This is a genomic window from Ligilactobacillus sp. (assembly GCF_036846325.1).
Classification (GTDB): Bacteria; Bacillota; Bacilli; order Lactobacillales; family Lactobacillaceae; genus Ligilactobacillus.
This window is the reverse complement of record NZ_DAIUCE010000014.1, coordinates 748-20,467: the sequence shown is the minus strand read 5'-3', so window position 1 is coordinate 20,467 and position 19,720 is coordinate 748. Positions and strand designations below refer to the sequence as shown.

The 19,720-nt window shown below is 46.2% G+C and carries 20 protein-coding genes and 1 other annotated feature; of the genes, 2 read left to right on the top strand and 18 right to left on the bottom strand.

Features of this window, described 5'->3' with window-relative positions:
* Positions 1-44 precede the first annotated feature (44 nt).
* Complete coding sequence (locus V7Z60_RS02765) at positions 45-1,217, bottom strand: acetate/propionate family kinase (RefSeq protein WP_334116107.1); 1,173 nt, start codon at positions 1,215-1,217, stop codon at positions 45-47.
* Between the two features lie 71 nt (positions 1,218-1,288).
* A complete protein-coding gene (gene mprF / locus V7Z60_RS02760) occupies positions 1,289-3,862 on the bottom strand; it encodes a bifunctional lysylphosphatidylglycerol flippase/synthetase MprF (RefSeq protein ID WP_334116105.1) in 2,574 nt (857 codons plus the stop codon).
* 123 nt (positions 3,863-3,985) lie between these two features.
* On the opposite strand from mprF, the gene V7Z60_RS02755 reads away from it, so the two are divergent.
* Both V7Z60_RS02755 and V7Z60_RS02750 read left to right on the top strand, forming a co-directional pair.
* Complete coding sequence (locus V7Z60_RS02755) at positions 3,986-4,630, top strand: sunset domain-containing protein (protein ID WP_334116103.1); 645 nt, start codon at positions 3,986-3,988, stop codon at positions 4,628-4,630.
* A gap of 14 nt (positions 4,631-4,644) precedes the next feature.
* Entirely contained in the window at positions 4,645-5,595 is a 951-nt protein-coding gene (locus V7Z60_RS02750) for a DNA/RNA non-specific endonuclease (protein ID WP_334116101.1), read from the top strand.
* Positions 5,596-5,782: 187 nt separating this feature from the next.
* Here V7Z60_RS02750 and rplL read toward each other — a convergent pair whose 3' ends face one another.
* The 16 genes from rplL to radA form a co-directional block, all read right to left on the bottom strand.
* Positions 5,783-6,148 (bottom strand): 50S ribosomal protein L7/L12, encoded by a 366-nt coding sequence (gene rplL / locus V7Z60_RS02745; RefSeq protein WP_003693210.1) that lies wholly within the window; start codon positions 6,146-6,148, stop codon positions 5,783-5,785.
* Positions 6,149-6,210: 62 nt separating this feature from the next.
* A complete protein-coding gene (gene rplJ / locus V7Z60_RS02740; protein ID WP_046922608.1) occupies positions 6,211-6,714 on the bottom strand; it encodes a 50S ribosomal protein L10 in 504 nt (167 codons plus the stop codon).
* A 31-nt stretch (positions 6,715-6,745) separates the two neighbouring features.
* Positions 6,746-6,862 (bottom strand) — a sequence feature (ribosomal protein L10 leader region).
* 70 nt (positions 6,863-6,932) lie between these two features.
* A complete protein-coding gene (gene rplA, locus V7Z60_RS02735) occupies positions 6,933-7,625 on the bottom strand; it encodes a 50S ribosomal protein L1 (protein WP_003693206.1) in 693 nt (230 codons plus the stop codon).
* 110 nt (positions 7,626-7,735) lie between these two features.
* Positions 7,736-8,161: a 50S ribosomal protein L11 gene (rplK, locus tag V7Z60_RS02730; RefSeq protein WP_003693203.1), complete on the bottom strand. Its 426-nt coding sequence runs from the start codon at positions 8,159-8,161 to the stop codon at positions 7,736-7,738.
* 175 nt (positions 8,162-8,336) lie between these two features.
* On the bottom strand, positions 8,337-9,419 hold the full coding sequence (locus V7Z60_RS02725) for an iron-containing alcohol dehydrogenase family protein (protein ID WP_334116095.1): 1,083 nt from the start codon (positions 9,417-9,419) through the stop codon (positions 8,337-8,339).
* Between the two features lie 338 nt (positions 9,420-9,757).
* A complete protein-coding gene (locus V7Z60_RS02720; protein ID WP_334116093.1) occupies positions 9,758-11,167 on the bottom strand; it encodes a C69 family dipeptidase in 1,410 nt (469 codons plus the stop codon).
* 96 nt (positions 11,168-11,263) lie between these two features.
* Positions 11,264-11,812 carry a transcription termination/antitermination protein NusG gene (nusG, locus tag V7Z60_RS02715; protein ID WP_334116091.1) on the bottom strand — a complete coding sequence of 183 codons (549 nt, stop codon included), beginning with the start codon at positions 11,810-11,812 and terminating at the stop codon, positions 11,264-11,266.
* Positions 11,813-11,927: 115 nt separating this feature from the next.
* Positions 11,928-12,095: a preprotein translocase subunit SecE gene (gene secE, locus V7Z60_RS02710; protein WP_334116090.1), complete on the bottom strand. Its 168-nt coding sequence runs from the start codon at positions 12,093-12,095 to the stop codon at positions 11,928-11,930.
* Between the two features lie 17 nt (positions 12,096-12,112).
* Positions 12,113-12,262 (bottom strand): 50S ribosomal protein L33, encoded by a 150-nt coding sequence (gene rpmG / locus V7Z60_RS02705; protein WP_003693194.1) that lies wholly within the window; start codon positions 12,260-12,262, stop codon positions 12,113-12,115.
* Positions 12,263-12,316: 54 nt separating this feature from the next.
* On the bottom strand, positions 12,317-12,847 hold the full coding sequence (locus tag V7Z60_RS02700; RefSeq protein WP_334116089.1) for an NYN domain-containing protein: 531 nt from the start codon (positions 12,845-12,847) through the stop codon (positions 12,317-12,319).
* 2 nt (positions 12,848-12,849) lie between these two features.
* Positions 12,850-13,596 carry a 23S rRNA (guanosine(2251)-2'-O)-methyltransferase RlmB gene (gene rlmB, locus V7Z60_RS02695; RefSeq protein WP_334116088.1) on the bottom strand — a complete coding sequence of 249 codons (747 nt, stop codon included), beginning with the start codon at positions 13,594-13,596 and terminating at the stop codon, positions 12,850-12,852.
* Between the two features lie 2 nt (positions 13,597-13,598).
* Positions 13,599-13,991: a Mini-ribonuclease 3 gene (locus tag V7Z60_RS02690; RefSeq protein ID WP_334116087.1), complete on the bottom strand. Its 393-nt coding sequence runs from the start codon at positions 13,989-13,991 to the stop codon at positions 13,599-13,601.
* A 3-nt stretch (positions 13,992-13,994) separates the two neighbouring features.
* Entirely contained in the window at positions 13,995-15,407 is a 1,413-nt protein-coding gene (gene cysS / locus V7Z60_RS02685) for a cysteine--tRNA ligase (RefSeq protein WP_334116086.1), read from the bottom strand.
* Positions 15,408-15,529: 122 nt separating this feature from the next.
* Positions 15,530-17,020 (bottom strand): glutamate--tRNA ligase, encoded by a 1,491-nt coding sequence (gene gltX, locus V7Z60_RS02680; RefSeq protein WP_334116085.1) that lies wholly within the window; start codon positions 17,018-17,020, stop codon positions 15,530-15,532.
* A 103-nt stretch (positions 17,021-17,123) separates the two neighbouring features.
* A complete protein-coding gene (locus V7Z60_RS02675; RefSeq protein ID WP_334116084.1) occupies positions 17,124-18,233 on the bottom strand; it encodes a PIN/TRAM domain-containing protein in 1,110 nt (369 codons plus the stop codon).
* A gap of 21 nt (positions 18,234-18,254) precedes the next feature.
* A complete protein-coding gene (radA, locus tag V7Z60_RS02670; protein WP_334116083.1) occupies positions 18,255-19,628 on the bottom strand; it encodes a DNA repair protein RadA in 1,374 nt (457 codons plus the stop codon).
* Positions 19,629-19,720 lie beyond the last annotated feature (92 nt).

Here is a 19,720-nt window from a genome sequence, read left to right as displayed (position 1 = left end):
AAAAAGTCCTCGCATAAAAAGCGAAGACCTTCTCCTTGATTTTCCTATAATTTTTCCTTGATTGCCTGAACCATCGCCAGCTCTTCGTTAGTCGGGACAATCATGACCTTGGCTTTGGAGTCTTCCGTCGAAATAAGCCCTTCAGCATTTTTTTCGTTCAAATCTTCGTCCAGACTGATTCCAAGGCAGGAAAGTTCAGAAACGACGTCCCTTCTGAGCGAAGGATCGTTTTCACCGATGCCTCCGGCAAAAACCAGCACATCTGCTCCGCCCATTTCAACATAATAGCTTCCAACGTACTTGACGATGCGATTGATGAAAATTTCACGTGCCAAAGCACAGCGCGGATCGTCAATATTAGCACGAATGTCGCGCATGTCGGGAGACTTGCCCGAAATACCGAGAAGTCCTGATTCCGAGTTGAAAAGCTGCAGGATCTCTTCTGCGGACTTATCCAGTTTCTTCATCAGAAACGGAACAATCGACGGATCAACGTCGCCGCAGCGAGTTCCCATCGTCACGCCGGTCAATGGCGTAAAGCCCATGGAACTGTCATAGGCCCTGCCGTCCTTGACCGCAGAAATTGAAGATCCGCTGCCCAGGTGAAGCGTAATCAGCTTCAAATCCTCAAGCGGCTTTTCCAAAAGATCGGCGCAGCGATGCGAAATATAGCCGTGGCTGATGCCGTGTTCGCCATAGCGCCTGATGCCATATTTTTGCGTGAGTTCATAAGGCAGACTGAAAATGGCATTCATCTCCGGCATGTCCGTGAAAAACGTACTGTCAAAAACGGCATATTGCGGAGTGTCAGGCATCACCTGCTGCATCAGTTCGATGTACTTTGCCTCCATCGGATTGTGCAACGGGGCATGATCACTCATTTCAATGATTTCTTCAAGATTTTCGGCATCAATTTCGGTTGCTCCTTTGAATTTTTCACCGCCGGCAACGACGCGATGCCCCACGCAGGCAATTTCCTCAAGAGACGTAATTCCTTTCTCCTGAATCTTTTCGATAATCAGCTCGCAAGCACGTTCATACGTTAAATTGTCATAGGTTTCCTGAAACTTCTGTTCTCCGTATTTGATTTCAAACTTTGAACCAGGCATCAGCATGCGTTCAACAAGTCCCTTTGCAACGACCTTTTCCGTTTCAAGTTCGAACAGTTTCCACTTGACCGAGGAACTGCCGGCATTCATAAGTAAAATATTTGACACGAGTGCACCTCCGTTTTTTTCTTCTCATTCTCAAGTATACATTATAATCAATCGACTTTCATTCCCAAAAATCAATTGAAGATTCTCGGCTTGACCAAACCTTTGTAATCATGTTTGATGGCCTTCGAGTTGATGACGCTCATCAGCTGAAACATCGTAAACGCAATCTGCGACCGTTTGCGATAGGCAATAAAGCTCTTCTTCCATACGTCAACGTATTTGTTCTTGTAAGCCTTAAGCCCCTGGAAGCTGTAGAAATGGTACCCGTATTCATAAATATAGCGCGCAATCTTTTCCGTAATGAATTCACGGTTCAAGTCAGCATCGTCTCTTGTCGGTGCCATCCCGAGATCAACGTAAGCATAACCCGTTTTCTTGGCATTTTCAAACAGGAACAATGAAAAGCGTGCCATGGTCTGCGCCGGAGCATCTTCGGCATAACGCATCAAATCGCTTGAAATTACCCCTTTCCTGCGTGGCATGATGCTTGAAAAGGCCTTCAGCTTTCCGGAAGAATCCCGCAAAGTCATCAAACTTCCCTGCTCAAGGTAATATTCGTCAAAAAAGCCTACGGAAAAGCCTTTTTCGTTTCGATTGCTCAGCCACTCATCCGAAATTTCGCGCATTTCGCTTAATAACTCTTCACTATACGGCGGCTTCAGAAAATCAAGCACATAGCCGTCGTTTGCGAAGCGATTGATTAAAGACCGCTGATTGTGATGTCTTTCGCCATGCAAATTGAATTTCTCAAGATCGACCAGACCCTTTTCGCCAATCTGCAGGAAATCGTAGCCGTATTCATGCAGCAAAAGCGTGAAATCCTGATCTATGTCGTAAAAAACAGGTTCAAAGCCGTACAGATCTGCCGTCTCCAAAAAATCTTCCAGGGCTTTCTTAAAGTATTCCGGATTTCCAATCGGCTCTCCGATGCAAAACAGCTTTTCCTGTTTCCTGCGGTACATGAAAAAGACCTGGTCTCTTCCCTCCGCCTTGAAGAAATACAGCGATTTGTCGCGCAGGTAGACGAGATGCCCTGCATTTCCGCAACCGAACCTGCTGATGATCTGATTGATTCTCCGTTCATCAAAGACCTGCGGCACAAACGGAGTCAGTCCACGCGACAAGTACGTCAGCATGATCAAAAGAATCAGTGCCGCAGCCATCAACCCGATGAATCCCGCAAACCAGACCTTTTGAGCCGGAAACAGCAGATATTCCGGCACGTGATGCCGGTTGCTGAAGCTTGGCGTATTCAAGATCCCGACCAGCGTGTAAAGCAGAAAAGTGACCGCAAAAATCGCGATGTCTGCAACCATCTTGCCAATTGAATATTGCATCTGCCTGCGATAAAGCTCGTTTTTGGACAGGAAAACCAAAATCATTACGAATCCCAAAAAAACCGCCAGACTGAGCGAATAACGATTCAAAAGAGTATTGATGACCCCGATTGCAAGCACGATCAGCGTCGGCCAGTATGCGCGTTTGACCTTGGCCGAAATTCCCCTGGCAAGTCCCAGCAGCATAAAGGCAAAGATAATGTCAGAAACCTGACTGATAAACAGGAAACTGTACGAATACAGCTTTCTCAACAGCTCATTGGAATTTGCAAAACGCGGAACGGCAGCTTCAAGCAGCATTAAAATTCCTGAAGCATACAGAAAAATCGTCAAGACGAAATGCGCGACTTTTTGAACCGCCATCTTTGGAATTCCGTCCAGTTTTTCGTTAATGTTCGACCCTGTTTCATGAACAAAAAGAATAACCCCGATGATAAAAGGAATTATGTAGTAGAACAACCGGAAGAACATGATCCAGACAACGGCCGTTTCGCTTGAAACGCCAAGCGTGGCCATGCCGTACATCATAAAAACGTCAAACGAGCCCAGGCCTCCGGGAACCATTGACACGATTCCCAAAACCGAACCGGTGATATACATTGCGAGAATCGTCAGAAAATCCGTTTTGATTCCCATCATCAAGCCGATAAACAGGAAGAAGCCGCCGGCAAACGTCCATTCGAAAAAAGAACTGATGATCAGGGCCAGTTCGCGTTTCAACGTCAGGTCGGCAAAGAATTCGGTCTGCTTGAATTTTGTCGCGACAAACAGTACCGGAAAATACACTCCTCCGCCGACAAGCCAGATCCAGTAGCTGCCGAACAGTTTTCCCATGCAGCGTCCATAGATTAATGCAAGCGAAATCCAGCAATATATGGAAAGCCCCGCCAGAACAAACAGCGCGATTTTCGAAAGCGCATAGACAATCTGCCTGGCACTTGCATTCTTCTTGTAAAAATTGGCACGCAAGGTTGCCCCGATGACGCCGCCGAATCCGGCAACATTGGTCATCGTATTGACAATCCAGCCGCTTTTGAAAATATACGGTGCACTGTATTTTCCAGGAAGAAACTTCACGACCGTAAAATCATAGGCAATCATCGGAAGAACGGCAATCAGGCCGACCAGAAACATCACCGCAATCGTGAGCATTGATTGATTTTCGAGTCCTTCCTGTACCTTTCCCCAATCAATCTGTTTAAAAATCCGCCCGATTTCGTAAATGACAAATATCAGGACGGAAAAAACAAACAGCAGCTTGATGAATTTCAAGCGCTTTTCAACAAAATTTTTGAAACGCTCAAGCAATTATGACCCACCTTTCAATATTCCGAACACATATCCAATTATATTATAATCAATCTTCAAGGAACTTTCGCATAACAAGGTTAAAATAAAGAAAAATTATAAATTTGAACGGAAGCGTTTCTTATGGCAATATTTGCAAGCATCCTGCTTTTGGCCTGGTTCACTGCGGAAATCGGCAATCTTATCTTAAAATTCAAGGGAAAAAAGGACAACCTGCCTGGCAAAGCGGCCTTCCCTTTGCTCATGCTGTTCATCCTCGCCTTTTACGGGGCTTTGGTCACGCAGGAGCCTGAACCCGCGAAACCGGAACCGAAAACCATCTGTAAGACAAGCACAAAATCAATCGGAGTCGCAGCACTCAAAAAAGCCAGATCTGAATCAAAAATTCTGAAGAGCCAGGAACAAAGCATTGACAAGGAGCATTCATCCATCGAAAGCATTTCGCAGTCAATGGACGCCTCATCAAAAGAAGAGGCGCGTCAATCATCGGTCAAGGCATCTGAACAGGCTTCCATTGCGGCCTCATCTTCAAAGGAAGCGGCAAGCAGACAGGCCGCTCCTTCTCAACAAGATTCTTCAGAAAATCAGGACACGTCAAGTGCCGATCAGGTCGTCACTGACGAGTCTCCCAAAATCATCGGCAATACCAGAACAAAAGTCTATCATACTCCTGATCAGGCCGGATACAAGATGAATGCCGCAAATGCGACTTATTTCGACAACGAATCCCAGGCAATCGCCAACGGATACCGTAAATCCAAAAGGTAGAAAGGAGTACCGACATGAAGATAATTGGTTTCATCATCATTTTGCTTGGCGTTTCGGGATTTTGCCATGCCCATTACAAAAAACCTGAGAAAAAGCTTTTTTTCCGCATTGCAAGCATATCTGCACTTATCATCGGGACCGGATTAGGTGCGGCTTCAAATCCGATGCCGGATACGCCCAGGGAAGAAGTGAGGATTGTCCACAAAATATCCAGGGATTACGGTCCCGAAAATAAAGCCGCAAAAATTTCCAGCGCAAATGAAAAGACAAGGGAAAGTCTTTCAAGAAGGCAGTCGGACATTCAGAAAGAATCTTCAAGCCTGGCGTCCCGCCAGGGCTCAACCTCACAAGCTCCAGGAGATTCAAGCCAGGCTTCGCAAAGTTCCGCGGCCAGTCTGGCAGACATGAATTATTCCGGCAGTCAAATTGTTCAGATCAACGGTAATCAGCCCGGATTTTCGTCCGACGATCTGAACGTCTCAAACGGTGCCTGGCAGCAGTACCATGACCTTGATTCCCTGAACCGCGTCACAGGAGCTGATGCGCTTTTGAATCAATCCCTGATGCCTCACTCAGAGCGTGAGCGTCTCTATGTCGACCCGACGGGATGGCACAACAAACGCATCGGAAGCGGATGGCTTTACAACAGATGTCACCTGATTGCCTATCAGCTGACCGGACAAAACAACAACTTAAAGAATCTGATGACTGGAACAAGGTCCCTGAACGAGCCTTGCATGACCGAATACGAAAATCAAATTGCAGAGTATCTGAAAGCAGGTTCAAATCATTATGTCAGATATTCGGTACGCCCCGTTTTCCGTGGAGATGAACTGCTGGCACGCGGAGTGCAGCTCAGGGCGCAGTCAGTCGGCGATTCCTCCGTTTCATTCAACGTTTACGTCTTCAACGTCGAAAACGGCGTTGAACTTAATTATTCAGACGGAACAAGTTCACTTAAATGACTCTGAACGTTTCAGGCAAAAAAGAATACTGTAAAAACAGGACTTCCGATGCACGTGATGCTTCAGAAGTCCTGTTTGATTTCATGCATTAAGCCTGCAACTCTGCATTTTCACCGCATTCATGATTTTGACCGCAAAAAAAGGAGCCGGGACAAATCCCGACTCCTTTGAAATCGAACAAATTAGACTATTTAAGAGTAACTTGTGCGCCAACTTCTTCAAGCTTAGCCTTGATTTCTTCAGCTTCGTCCTTAGCAACGCCTTCCTTGATAACGGATGGTGCACCGTCAACCAAGCCCTTGGCATCCTTAAGGCCAAGACCCGTAACGTCCTTGACAACTTTGATAACCTTAACCTTGCCGGCACCAGCAGATGTCAATTCAACGTCAAATTCCGTCTTTTCTTCTGCAGCGCCTGCAGCAGCACCTGCAGCTGCAACTGGAGCAGCAGCAGAAACACCGAATTCATCTTCGATAGCTTTTACTAAGTCGTTTAATTCAAGAATGCTAGCTTCTTTCAAGTCAGCAATGATCTTTTCTGTATCTAAGGCCATTTTAAAATCCTCCAATTTAATTGATATGTTATGTTAAAAAAACTTATGCGACTAAGCGCTGATTAGGCAGCACTTTCGTCTTTGCTGTCGGCAACTGCCTTGACAGCGTATGCGAAGTTGCGAACAGGTGCTTGAAGCACGGAGCAAAGCATGGAAAGCATGCCTTCGCGGTTTGGCAACTTGGCAAGAGCGTGGATTTCGTCGAGGGTAACAACTTCACCGTCGATCATACCACCCTTGATTGTCAATGCTTCATGATCTTCAGCAAACTTGGAGAAGATACGTGCAGGTGCAGTAGCATCTTCAGAACCGAATGCAACGGCCGTAGGACCTGTGAATGTTTCATCCAAGCCTTCATAGCCAGCCTTGTCTGCAGCACGACGCAGGAACGTATTCTTGATAACACGCATTTCAACGCCTGCTTCACGCAATTCCTTACGTAATTCAGTCACTTCGTCAACTGTAAGACCACGGTAGTCAACAACAACTACAGAAGATGCGTTGTTGAATTTTTCAAAGACTTCTTCAACAATCGCAGCCTTCTTTGCGATAATTTCCTTACTCAATTGATTCACCTCCTAGTCATTGTGCCAGGGTTTTGCAAATAAAAAAACCCTATGTCCACCAAGACACAGAGAGAGAACTTAACATTACTCCTCGGCAGGATATTAAGGCAAAAGCCACCTGAGTCTTAGGTAGAATCATAATATAAAAAATTGACCTTTATCAATTTATCACATAAATCGATAAAGGTCAACCGCTTTTTTCAAATTAATCTTAAAAATTAAAGTGAGTTCGTATCAACCGTAACGCTTGGGCCGAATGTTGATGCCAAGCTTACGTGCTTGATGTAAGTGCCTTTTACGGCAGCAGGACGAAGACGGGAAATCTTTTCGTAGATTGCGTCAAAGTTGCCCTTCAATGCTTCTTCCGTAAATGAAACCTTGCCGACAGGAACGTGCACATTGCCGTCACGGTCCGTACGATATGTCACCTGACCGCTCTTGGCATCGCTGACAGCCTTGTTGACATCCATCGTAACAGTACCCGTCTTAGGGTTAGGCATCAAGCCCTTAGGTCCAAGAACGCGGCCCAGGCGACCTACTTGAGCCATCATGTCAGGCGTTGCGATTGCAACGTCGAAGTCAAGCCAGCCGTCCTGAATACGTTGTACCAAATCATCGTCACCGACAACGTCTGCACCGGCATCCTTGGCTTCCTGTGCCTTAGGACCCTTTGCAAACACGACAACGGTCTGTTCCTTGCCCGTGCCGTTAGGAAGAACCAAGGCACCGCGCAATTGCTGGTCTGCCTGCTTCGTATCCAAGTTCAAGTTAAATGCAACTTCGATCGTTGCATCAAAATTAGCAAAGTCAATCTTCTTGACAAGTGCCAATGCTTCACTTGCATCGTATGCCTTGCCAGCTTCAACTTGCTTTGCAGCTTCTAAATATTTCTTGCTTTTCTTTTTAGCCATTAGTGAATTTTCCTCCTTGCAATATGTGGTCTATCGGATAAACCTCCCACTTGACACATCCGTTTTCACGGAGTATCCGACTGAGAAGCGTGGCCGTAGAGAGATTATAATTAGTCTTCTACAACAAAGCCCATGCTTCGTGCAGTACCTTCAATCATGCGCATAGCAGCTTCAACGTCTGCAGCGTTTAGATCTTGCATCTTAGTTTCAGCGATTTCCTTAACTTGTGCCTTCGTAACTGTAGCAACTTTCTTCGTGTTAGGTTCGCCGGAGCCTTTTTGTACACCAGCAGCTTTCTTAAGCAAAACTGCAGCAGGCGGTGTCTTTGTAATAAAAGTAAATGAACGGTCTTCATAAACGGAAATGACAACTGGGATAATCATACCAGCCTGATCAGCAGTACGAGCGTTGAATTCCTTTGTGAAGCCCATGATGTTGATACCAGCCTGGCCCAGTGCAGGACCAACTGGTGGAGCTGGCGTTGCTTTGCCAGCAGGGATTTGTAATTTAACAACGTTGATAACGTTCTTTGCCACGGTAACATTCCTCCTATTCCGTGTGTGGTTCGGATGGCCATCAGATTTGGCCTCCCACTAGTATGCAGACTGCATACTAACATAATATAGCACGCTGCATTTTATTTTGCAAGCAAAAAATGAACCGTTCAAACTTCGAACGGTTCATCAGAATCACTGCATCATCAAGAATCAGTTACTTTCCCAAAAGCTTTCTGCCAAGCTCATCGGCACGACGAATTGCTTCCGAGAATTTTTCAGGATCAAACGGACGATTGCGATATTCGTTAGTTTCCAACGCACCCTTCGTAATATCTTCAACATCGTCCTGAGAAAGTCCAAGTTCACCCAAGGTAACGGGAAGACCAATACGCTTGTTGAATTCCTGATACTTCTTGAATTCCTCTTCTTCGTGGAAGTATGCAAACAGGACAAGTACGCCAAACGAGACGATTTGACCATGAAGGTAAGTTCCTTCACGCTTGATGGCAGTCGTCGAATTGTAAAATGCATGCGCATGCCATGAATTGTAATAGAAATCCTTCTGGTTCGTAAGGTTTGAAGCATATCCGGTAGAAACAAGAATATCCAGGGCAATTTCTTCAACAGCCTTTGAAGGAGTGTCATTCCTGACGTCATCCATACCCTGTTCGCCATACTTGAACAGCGGTTCTGAAACAGTTTTGGCAATCGCAACACCTAATGCACCTGTATTGGTCAGATCCTCCCCTTCAGAAACATGAGTTACTTCAGGCTGTTTGCTCAAGGCATCGCCGATTCCTGCCCAGAAGTATTCAACCGGGGCCTTGGCAATGACATCAGTGTCAATGAAAAGATGCTTGGCTGCCTTTGGAAAACCATAGCGATCAAACGATCCGTCATCATGATAGATAACCGCAATGGCAGTACCGGCAGCACAGTTCGAACAAATCGTCGGGAACGAGAAGATGACCTTGTCAAGTTCATCGGCAACCATTTTGGCGGTATCAAGCGCCTTGCCGCCGCCAAACCCAAAGACGGCATCAGCTCCCCTGACCTCCGGTGTCGCAACTAAGCGGTCAATGTTCGTCTGCGTGCTGTCGACACCGTAAACGAAACTTCCCGTTACCTCAATGCCGGATCCTTCAAGGGCCTTTCTCGCCTTAGGTTCAGCTGCCGCCAAAGCACGTCTGCCGCCGATGAAGACGACTTTCTTGATTCCGTATGGCTTAGCCACTTCAGGAATTTCATCGTAGGCATCAGTTCCGTAAGTATAGTTACTCATATAATTTGTTGTCATTTCCAAATTCCTCCATTTGTTAAATGCAGTTCTTGAATCAAACGCAGAGCCCGAATTGCCAGAAGATTCAAACCTGTTTTCTGCAGACAGCCAACATCCTTTAATGAGAATTAAGTTAGATATAATCTTCTTGAACATCATGCTGCGTCCCACCTCGATAAACCCAGCATTCAGATAATCATACCGTTTCCGCACAAGATGCGCTGTATCTTGTTAAACATATTATCACTAACAATTAATCAATTCAAGTGTTTTTTAATTTTCCACTCACATTGCTGTTCAAATCAAAAAGCACTTCCCTCAAAGCAAAGGGAAGTGCCTCAAATTCAAATTTTCAATCAATCATGCAGATCAAATTTAAGCTTCATGTGATTTCCGCCAACGGCAACCATGTCACCAAGAAGCTTCGTTGCTTCGCTCAAATCAATTTCAGCCATTTGATTGTTGATTTCCGTCAAATATTTGACGGGATTCTTCTTTGTCACCGCAACCTGATCCGCCTGCAGCTGCAGATTGCGACAAGCTGAAACGACCTTTTCTTCAAAGGAAGCTTCCAGTTCGCTGTAGCGGTCATAGTCCGTATCTCCCAGAACGGCCAGGGTTCTCGTCAGCCAGAAGACCGTCTTCAAGTCAAACTCTCCGGACACGTCACGATAGCATGCAGGCGTATCATTGACGTTTGCGTAGAACGGAACTGCAGCATTGAACGTATTAGGTCCGACAAATACCCAATGAATTCCGGCAATTTCATCTGGAACGTCATTTCTGATCTGGAGAATATGCCCTTCCTGGTTGCGGTTGATGCCGATCGGACGATAACGCTTCTTTTGTGCTTCAGTTCCCGGTCCGTACGGATCAAAGTCCGTATTTTGATAGTGAGAACTCAACAGCCACTTGACGTCTTCGACCGAAATCCTGCGACTGGCATGACAAACGAAGGGCAGTTCCTGTTCTTCCGGGCCATATGGCAGTTCAGCGTCAAAATACTTCTGGACGTACCAGGCACGCGGATTATTATAACGCGTGTCCTTGATCGTTGAACTTCCGAAGATGTGGCGGAAGTTGTACTTGTCATAATCGGGATTGAGATGATGTCTTTCAATCAGTTCCTTGAGACCAGGCGCAGACAACGTGTCATCAGAATCAAAATCAAATTCATCAATGTTCGTTCTGTTTGGAGCAACGACATATGCATCATCAGGAATTCTGACGGCTGCCCATTGATGACCGCCGTATGTTTCCAGATACCAGACTTCATCTTTATCTGAAAAGGCAATTCCGTTCATCTCATAAGTTCCGTATTTTTCAAGAATCGAACCCAGACGCAAGACGCCTTCCCGCGCCGAATGAACGTAAGGCAGAACAAGCGTCAGCATGTCTTCTTCACCGATTCCGTCCTCAACCAGAGGATCGATTCCCAAGATCCGCGGATTGGACGTAATCGTTTCCGTTGCGGACATTGCAACATTTTCGCTGTTGATTCCGGATTCGCCCCAGATGCCCTTGTCACCGATTGCATCCGGCGTGCATGTGTAACGCAGCGCTTCACTCTTTGTCGGAAGCGTAATCTTGACCTTGCTCAATTTGGCCTGATACGTGCGTGGCTGATCTTTTGGTTCAACGACGATGAACTTCTTCGGGCATGCACCGAAACTGCTGTCTTCATTTCTTGAAATAATCGTCGAACCGTCAATTGTGGCATCTTTACCGACCAGAATCGTCGTACAGTCTGATCTGCTTTCTTTCATGTTATCATCCCTTATAAAAAATGTTTTCTGCTATGATTATATCATCTGATAAAAAAGCCGTCCTTGAAAAATGCACTCAAGAAACAGCTTTTAATTTTATACCAGTCTTTCAACCTGATCGAATGCCAATTCTGCATCCGTTTCGCGACCGAAGACATCGATCATCGCATGAAGCTTCATCTTTTCATTGTCGATTTCGGTAATCTTTCCGACTTGCCCGGCAAATGCTCCTTCAGTAATGGTGATTGTGTCACCGACTTCTGCATCAAAGTCGGCATTTCTCGTCATGCCGACGCTGCGAAGAATCGTCTGAATTTCTTCGTCAAGAAGAGGAGCCGGCTTGCTTCCGGCACCGTGCGAGCCGACAAAGCCGGTAACGCCCGGCGTGTTTCGAACGACATACCATGATTGATCGGTCATGACCATTTCGACCAGGACATAGCCTGGGAACGTCTTGAGCTTTTCAACTTTTTCCTTGCCGGTTTTGGTTGTTTCGCATTTTTCTTCTTCAGGAACGACAACGCGGAAGATATAGTCCTCCATTCCCATTGATTCTGCACGAGATTCCAAATTGCTCTTGACTTTGTTTTCATAGCCGGAATACGTATGCAGTACGTACCATTTCTTTTCACTGCTTTCAGCCATTTTAACTCTCCTTAATCCTTGTGTTTTTGAACAAAATAAAAAAAACCCCGAAAAATCGAAGTTCACCAACAAGGTGATTATAACAAAAAAAGACTGGTTTGACCAGTCCCTTACGTCAGGCAATCAGTGCAAGCACTGCCTGAACGGCATAGTCGACAACGCCAAAGAAAATCGCAAAGGCAATCGACATTGCGACAACAGTCGTCGTATCGCGCCTTGTTTCCCTGGCGTTAAGCCATGTCGTATCTTTCATTGTTTGAACAACGCTCTTGAAAAACTTCATCCTGAATCCCTCACTTGTTATTTTGTTTCGCGATGAAGCGTATGTTTTCCGCAATATTTGCAGAACTTTTTAACCTCAAGGCGTTCAGTCCGACTTAAATTCTCAACAATCGTATAATTTCTTGAACCGCATACTGAGCATGCTAACGAAATTTTCTTCTTGGACATTTCAGTTCTCCTTAAAATATTCAAAGTTACTTTATCACGTTTAAGCACTGCATGTCAATTATCTTTAGAACTGAGACGGTCGCGCAGATCTGCCAGTTTCTTCAACTGAGCGTCATCAAAAGGCGATCTTCTGACTGATGCCTGATCCTGATACATTCTCGTCGCCGCATGCACTTCTTTCCTGGCATTTTCAATATCCTGATGCAGTTCCCAAGCAGGTTTTCTCAAGGCTCCCTGAGAAAAAATCGTCCATTGTTCAGCTTGATCGCTCGTTGCAACGGTCACCTGAGTCAAACGCGACTGCAGCTTTCCGGCCAATGCTTCAATGTAGCTGTCAGCCGTCTGTCCTTCGTCAGTCCAGACAACATCCAGACTGTATTGTCTGTAGCTTTTTGAAAGTCCCGGAACGTACATCGCGTCAAAAACAACGATAATCCTGGAATCGCTTTGCTTATGATAATCGGAAAGAATTTGAAGAAGCTGGTCTCTTGCATCCTCCAGGCGATCGGCTTTTTTCAGCCGCGCCAGCTCGGGCCAGTTGCCGATCATGTTATAGGCATCAACAATCAGAATCTTTTCTTTCATTCCTATTTACCTCTTGAAGTGAATCCCTGGTAAATCAAAAGACTTGCTGCAACACTTGCATTCAGGCTTTGAACGTGTCCGATCATCGGAATCGTCAGCATTTCATCGCACTTTTTCTTAAGCAGGGAAGAAATGCCCTTGCCTTCATTTCCGATGACGAGCGCCGTCGGTCCCTTTGCATCCCAGTTTCTGAAATCACGGCCCTTCATGTCCGTCCCGAAGATCCAAAGCCCGCGCTGCTTTAATTCATCAACGGTTTGCGAAAGATTGGTTACGCGACAGACCGGAACGTATTCGACCGCTCCCGTTGACGTTTTGGCAACGGTCGACGTCAACTGAACCGCACGTCTCTTGGGAATGATGATGCCGTGTACTCCGGCTGCATCTGCGGTTCTTAAAATCGATCCCAAATTATGCGGATCTTCGATTCCGTCCAAAATCAAAAAGAACGGATCCTCGTCTTTTTGGGCTGCCGCTTCGAAAAGGTCTTCGAGTTCCGCATATTGAAATGCGGCAACGGCCAGCACAACGCCCTGATGGTTCTGTCCGTCAGACAAAAGGTCAAGCTTTGATTTAGGAACTTGCGAAACGACGATGCTGCGCTTTCTGGCAGCTGAAACGATTTCCTGAATCGCATCTGACTTCAAGCCTGACTGGACAAAGATCTTGTTTATGTCCTGCCCGCTTTTCAAGGCGGCCATTGCCGGATGACGCCCGATTACGAAATCATCTGTCTTCTGTTCTTTCATAGCTAGCATCCTTCCTCGACCGTTTTGATGCACCATTCACTGAGCTCATCCAGGCGGTCATTTTGGCCGCTCAGATAAAGATAGCCGAATAATGCTTCAAATCCGGTCGAAATTCGATAAGTGACAACCGAGGTGTTTTTTGCCGAAGTATAGCTTTTGGCATTTCTGCCGCGACGGAAGTATTCCTGTTCTTCATCAGTCAGAAGATTTTGCTCTTCCATTTGCGAAATCAGCGCGGCCTGTGCCTTTGCGGAAACATAGTGAGTCGCTCTTTTATGCAATTTGTTCGGTTTGGTCATTCCCTTGTCAAGCAGGTGTTTCCTGACATAGACTTCGTAAATCGCATCCCCCATGTAGGCCAGGGCAATCCCGTTCATCTGTTCATAATCAGCCATGTGTTACGCTCTCTTCCATCTTGTTCCTTGAGGAGTGTCTTCCAGAATCACGCCCTTTGCCTTCAACATGTCGCGAATCTCATCGCTTCGCTCAAAGTTTCTGGCTTTTCTGGCAGCGATTCTTTCTTCAATCAATGCCTCAATCTTTTCATCCAAAAGTTCCGTTTCTTCTTCAAATTCAATTCCGAAAACCTCTGCCGCCCTTGAGAATCCATCAAGCAGATACTCGATTGTTCCCAGGGAAACCGTCGCTTTTTCTGAATAGACGTTCAGCAGTTTGGCCATTTCGTAAACGACAGCAATTCCGTTCTGGGTATTGAAGTCATCATCCATTGCTTCAATGAAACGATTGTTCAAGGCACTGAATTTTTCACGAATATCGATTTCGACATCGCTGTTTTCCGCATCGTTTTTGCGATAGCGCAAATTGTCGACAGCTGTTTTCAGTTTTTGAAGATTGGTTTTTGCCTCATTTAGATTTGTCTGACTATAGCGAATCGGATGACGATACTGCGTCGTTGCCATGAAGAAACGAACGACTTGAGGATCGATTTTTTTCAGCAGGTCATGAACCGTGACGAAATTCCCGAGCGACTTGCTCATCTTTTCGTCTTCTTCTCCAATCGTCACGAATCCATTGTGCATCCAATAGTTGACAAACTTTTGTCCCGTCTCTGCCTCGCTTTGGGCAATCTCGTTTTCATGGTGCGGAAATTCCAGATCCTGTCCGCCGGCATGAATATCTATCGTTTTACCCAGATACTTCGTTGCCATGACAGAGCATTCGATGTGCCAGCCGGGTCTTCCGTTTCCAAAAGGCGCCTTCCAATAGATTTCACCTGGTTTTGCGGCTTTCCATAAGGCAAAATCAAGCGGATCTTCTTTCTTGCCCTGATCAGAATCAGCCACGCGCTCGCTTGCCCCCTGCTCAAGATCGTCAACGGACTGGCCGGAAAGCTTGCCGTAGTCTTTAAACTTGCGCGCACGATAATAGACATCGCCTTCTGCCTGATAGGCATATCCTTTGTCGATCAGAACCTGGATAAAACTGATGATATCGTCCATCGTATCCATTACACGCGGATTCAGCGTGGCGCGCTTGATGTTCAATGCATCGATGTCTTCATAAAACGCAGCGATGAATTTGTCGGTAACTTCCTTGACGGTCATCTTCATTTCATGACTGGCCTTGATGATCTTGTCATCAACATCCGTGAAATTGGACACATAGTCGACCTCGTAGCCTCGATATTCAAAATAGCGCCTTACGGTATCAAATGCCACTGCGCTTCTTGCATTGCCGATATGAATATAGTTGTAAACCGTTGGTCCGCAGACGTACATTTTAACCCTGCCCTCTTCAAGCGGTTTAAAAATTTCTTTTTTGCCTGACAATGTGTTCAAAATCTGAATCATATCGTTACCCCCTTTTGAAATAATCTCATGTTTATATTATACGCAAAAACGCTGCATTCCCCAAAGATATTTTGGCTTTTTCCAAAAAAGAGCCGGGAAACATCCCAGCTCTTCTGTTCAGCTTATTTGCCCATTTCTTCCAGTGTCTTGTTCAAATGTTCAAGCACGCGCTTCCTGCCCAGCAATTCGATTGAAGGCGCGAGTTCCGGACCGTGCATTTCACGAGTCGTGGCAATGCGAATCGGCATGTAAAGCTTGCGGCCTCTGACTCCGGTATCCCTTTGAATGCCGCGGATCATATTTTGAATCTCAACGGCGTCAAAAAGCGGCAGTTCCTTGACGCGCTTGGCAAATTCATTCAAAACGACTGCAGCTGATTCATCTGCAAGCTCGTTCATGCAGTCTTCATCAAGCTTCTGCGGTTCCGTGAAGAAAATTTCAGCCATATCGGCCAATTGAGCTGTATAAGACATTTGACGCTTATAAAGATCGACCAGATGACGTGCCCATGCAATCGTCTTGAAGTCGGGGTCTTCAGGAAGCTTTCCTGCCTTGATCAACTGCTTGATTGCAGAATCGGAAAGCTCATCGTTATCTGCAGCCTTGACATACTGGTTGTTGACCCATTCGAGCTTTTTACCGTCAAAAGCAGCCGGTGAGCGGCTCAGGCGCTTCGGATCAAACATCTTGATGAAGTCTTTCTGACTGAAGATTTCTGATTCGCCAACCGGTGACCAGCCAAGAAGAGTAATGAAGTTGAACATTGCTTCAGGCAGATATCCAAGCGAACGATACTGTTCAATGAACTGAAGTACGGATTCATCACGTTTCGAAAGCTTCTTGCCGGTTTCCGTGTTGATGATGAGTGACATATGGCCAAATACAGGGGCTTCCCAGCCAAACGCCTGGTAGACCGCCAATTGCTTCGGCGTGTTGGCAACATGATCATCGCCGCGCAAAACGTGCGTGATTTTCATCATGTGGTCGTCAACGACAACGGCAAAGTTGTAGGTTGGCATTCCATCGCGCTTTTGAATGACAAAGTCGCCGCCGATCGTGTCAGATTTGAAGCTGACGTGTCCCTTGACAATATCGTCCCATTCATAAACGACGTTCTTCGGAACGCGGATTCTGACAACAGGCTTCAAGCCCCTGGCACGTGCCTCATCCTGCTTGGCCTTGATTTCTTCCTTTGTCATGCCTTCATATTCATATTCATAGCGAGGAGCCTCACCGCGGGCTTTTTGTGCCTCGCGCTGTTCGTTCAACTCATCTTCGGTCATGAATGATTCGTAAGCAAGATCCTTGTCCAGAAGTTCCTGAATCAAAGGCTGATAGATGTCCTTGCGTTCCGACTGACGATACGGACCGTATTCGCCGGGCTTGTCAGGGCCTTCATCCCAGTCGATGCCCAGCCAATGAAGGTTTTCCATCTGACTGCGTTCACCGTCTGCAATATTGCGTTTCGTGTCCGTATCTTCGATACGGAGCACGAAAGTCCCTTTATTATGTCTTGCAAATAAGTAGTTGAATAACGCTGTTCGTGCATTGCCGATATGCAGGTGTCCCGTCGGACTTGGTGCATAGCGCACACGAATCTTATCTTTTGCCAATTTAAGCGCCTCTTTCTGAAATTTGTCTATTACTGTCTTTAACAGTCATACATTATCGATTTTACAATGAATGGCTTGAAAAATAAACTGCTGATTCAAAGTTTTAATTAGTTTTTTCGTTGATTCCGCGTTTTGAGTGGGAAGGCTTGGCGAAAATCATTCGTCCGGCATCTGTTTGCAATGCCGAAGTAACTTCAACTTCGATGGTCTTGTTCATATAATAGCGTCCGTCTTCCACGACGATCATCGTCCCGTCATCAAGATACGCAACACCCTGCTGACGTTCGGTCCCGTTTTTGATGACCATGACGTTCAACTTCTCGCCGGGGATGACCCTTGGCTTGAGCGACTTTGCCAGTGCGTTGACGTTTAAGACCTGAACGTTTTGAAATTCGCTGACCTTATTCAAATTGTAGTCATTCGTCACGATGACCGCATCAATCATCCTGGCAAGTTTGATCAGCTTCGAATCAACTTCCTGAACGTCTTCAAAATCGCCTTCATACATTTCGACAGGCACGATCTTTTCAGACCGCAGCTTATTCAAGATGTCAAGTCCGCGCCTTCCTCTGACGCGCTTGATGCTGTCTCCGGAATCTGCAATGTACTGCAGTTCATAAAGAACAAAATTCGGCACGACAAGCGTTCCTTCAATGAAGCCGGTCTTGGCAAGATCATAAATGCGGCCATCAATCAGAATGTTCGTGTCGAGAAGCTTGTATTTATGGAAATTGTCTCCGACTTTCCGTTCCAAAACGTTGTCGGTTTCCTTTTTGCGGCTGCTTCTTGATCCAAAGATGTTCTTGAGATCGTTTAAGCGCGTCTTGCCGATCACCCAGCCGAGATAAGCAAAGAGGATCATTACGATAATCGGAAGCACCGTATTAATAAAGAATAATTGCGAACGCCAAAAGATTGTCGAAATCAAAACTGCAATCAGCAATGAAATAACGACTGAAATGCTTTCCGCAAAAATGACCTCTGTTTTTTGCTGTGCCAATTTCTTTTCGAGCCTTTTGATTATATCTTCGATCGGATCGACCAGAAAAACAGCTAAAATAAGCATAACCAACAAGCCGATAAATGAGTTAATCACTGGACTTTGTAATAAATGGTTGCCGATCCTCAAGCTTTCCCATAAGGGCGGCAAAAATGAATAGCCGATACTAATTCCAAGAATTGCAAAGACCAGCTGTATCATACGTTTTCGCATAATCTGCGGTCCCTCCATCCGTTAACTTTTAAATACCTGTTCGAGAGTTTCATTCAGGGTCTGAACCCCGACTACTTGAATATTGGACGGAAACTCCCAACCGTCCAGATTGTTCTTGGGAACAAACGCACGCTTGAATCCGAGCTTGGCTGCCTCTTTGACGCGCGAATCGATTCTGCCGACGCGCCTTACCTCGCCCGTCAGGCCCAATTCGCCGATGAAGCAATCTGTCGCAAGAGTCTCTTCATCGCGATAACTCGAGACGATGCTCACCGCAACTGCCAGATCAATTGCCGGTTCGTCAAGTCTGACACCGCCTGCGGCTTTGAGATAGGCATCCTGATTCTGCAAAAGCAGCCCGGAACGCTTTTCCAAAACTGCCATGATCAGCGAAACACGATTATGATCAAGTCCGTTGGTCGTTCTCTTGGCGTTGCCAAATGCAGTCGGCGTCACCAAAGCCTGCACCTCGGCCAGAATCGGGCGCGTTCCCTCCATTGAGACGACGACGGAAGAGCCGGTCGCCCCCTGCATCCTTTCTTCCAGGAAAATTTCAGAAGGATTCTTGACTTCATTCAAGCCGTCTTCTCTCATTTCAAAAACGCCGATTTCATTCGTCGAGCCGAAGCGATTCTTGACGGAACGCAGAATCCTGTAGGTTCTGTGCATGTCACCTTCAAAATAAAGCACCGTATCAACCATATGCTCTAAAATCTTCGGACCGGCGATTGCGCCGCCCTTCGTCACGTGTCCGACAATGAATACCGTAATGCCGTTAACCTTTGCGACCTGCATCAACGAAGCCGTCACGGAACGAATCTGTGCCACGCTCCCGACGGCAGAAGTCAGTTCCGGATCCTGCATTGTCTGAACGGAATCGATTACGACGTAATCCGGCTTTAAATCTTCGATATTCTGCAAAATGCTCTGCATGTCGGTTTCAGGATAAAGATAAAACTCGCTGCCGCCAACCCCGAGCCGGTCTGCTCTCATCTTGATCTGACTGGCACTTTCCTCACCGGAAACATAAAGCACCTTGCCGCCCATGTCAGCCAATTCACCGGAAAGCTGCAGCAACATCGTCGACTTTCCGATTCCCGGATCGCCCCCGATTAAAACCATTGAGCCTGGAACGATTCCGCCACCGAGAACTCGGTTGAGCTCTGCATTTTCAGTGACGATTCTCGGCGTTTCCCTGGTCGAAACCGCATCAATCAGCTGAGGCTTGACCTTCGTGCCGGAAAAGGTCACTCGCGGAGCAGTCTGAACGTTTCTGGATTCTTCGATTTCTTCGACCAAAGTGTTCCACTCGCCGCAGTTCGGGCATCGCCCAAGATACCGCGGCGAAACGTACCCGCATGTCTGGCAGACAAATCTGGTTTTTGACTTTGCCACAAATAACGCCCCCTGTCTTCGCACTTATAATTATAAAACATTTGTGCCTTCTTTATTCATAAATTTAATATAAGATATTATCTTCCGGATGA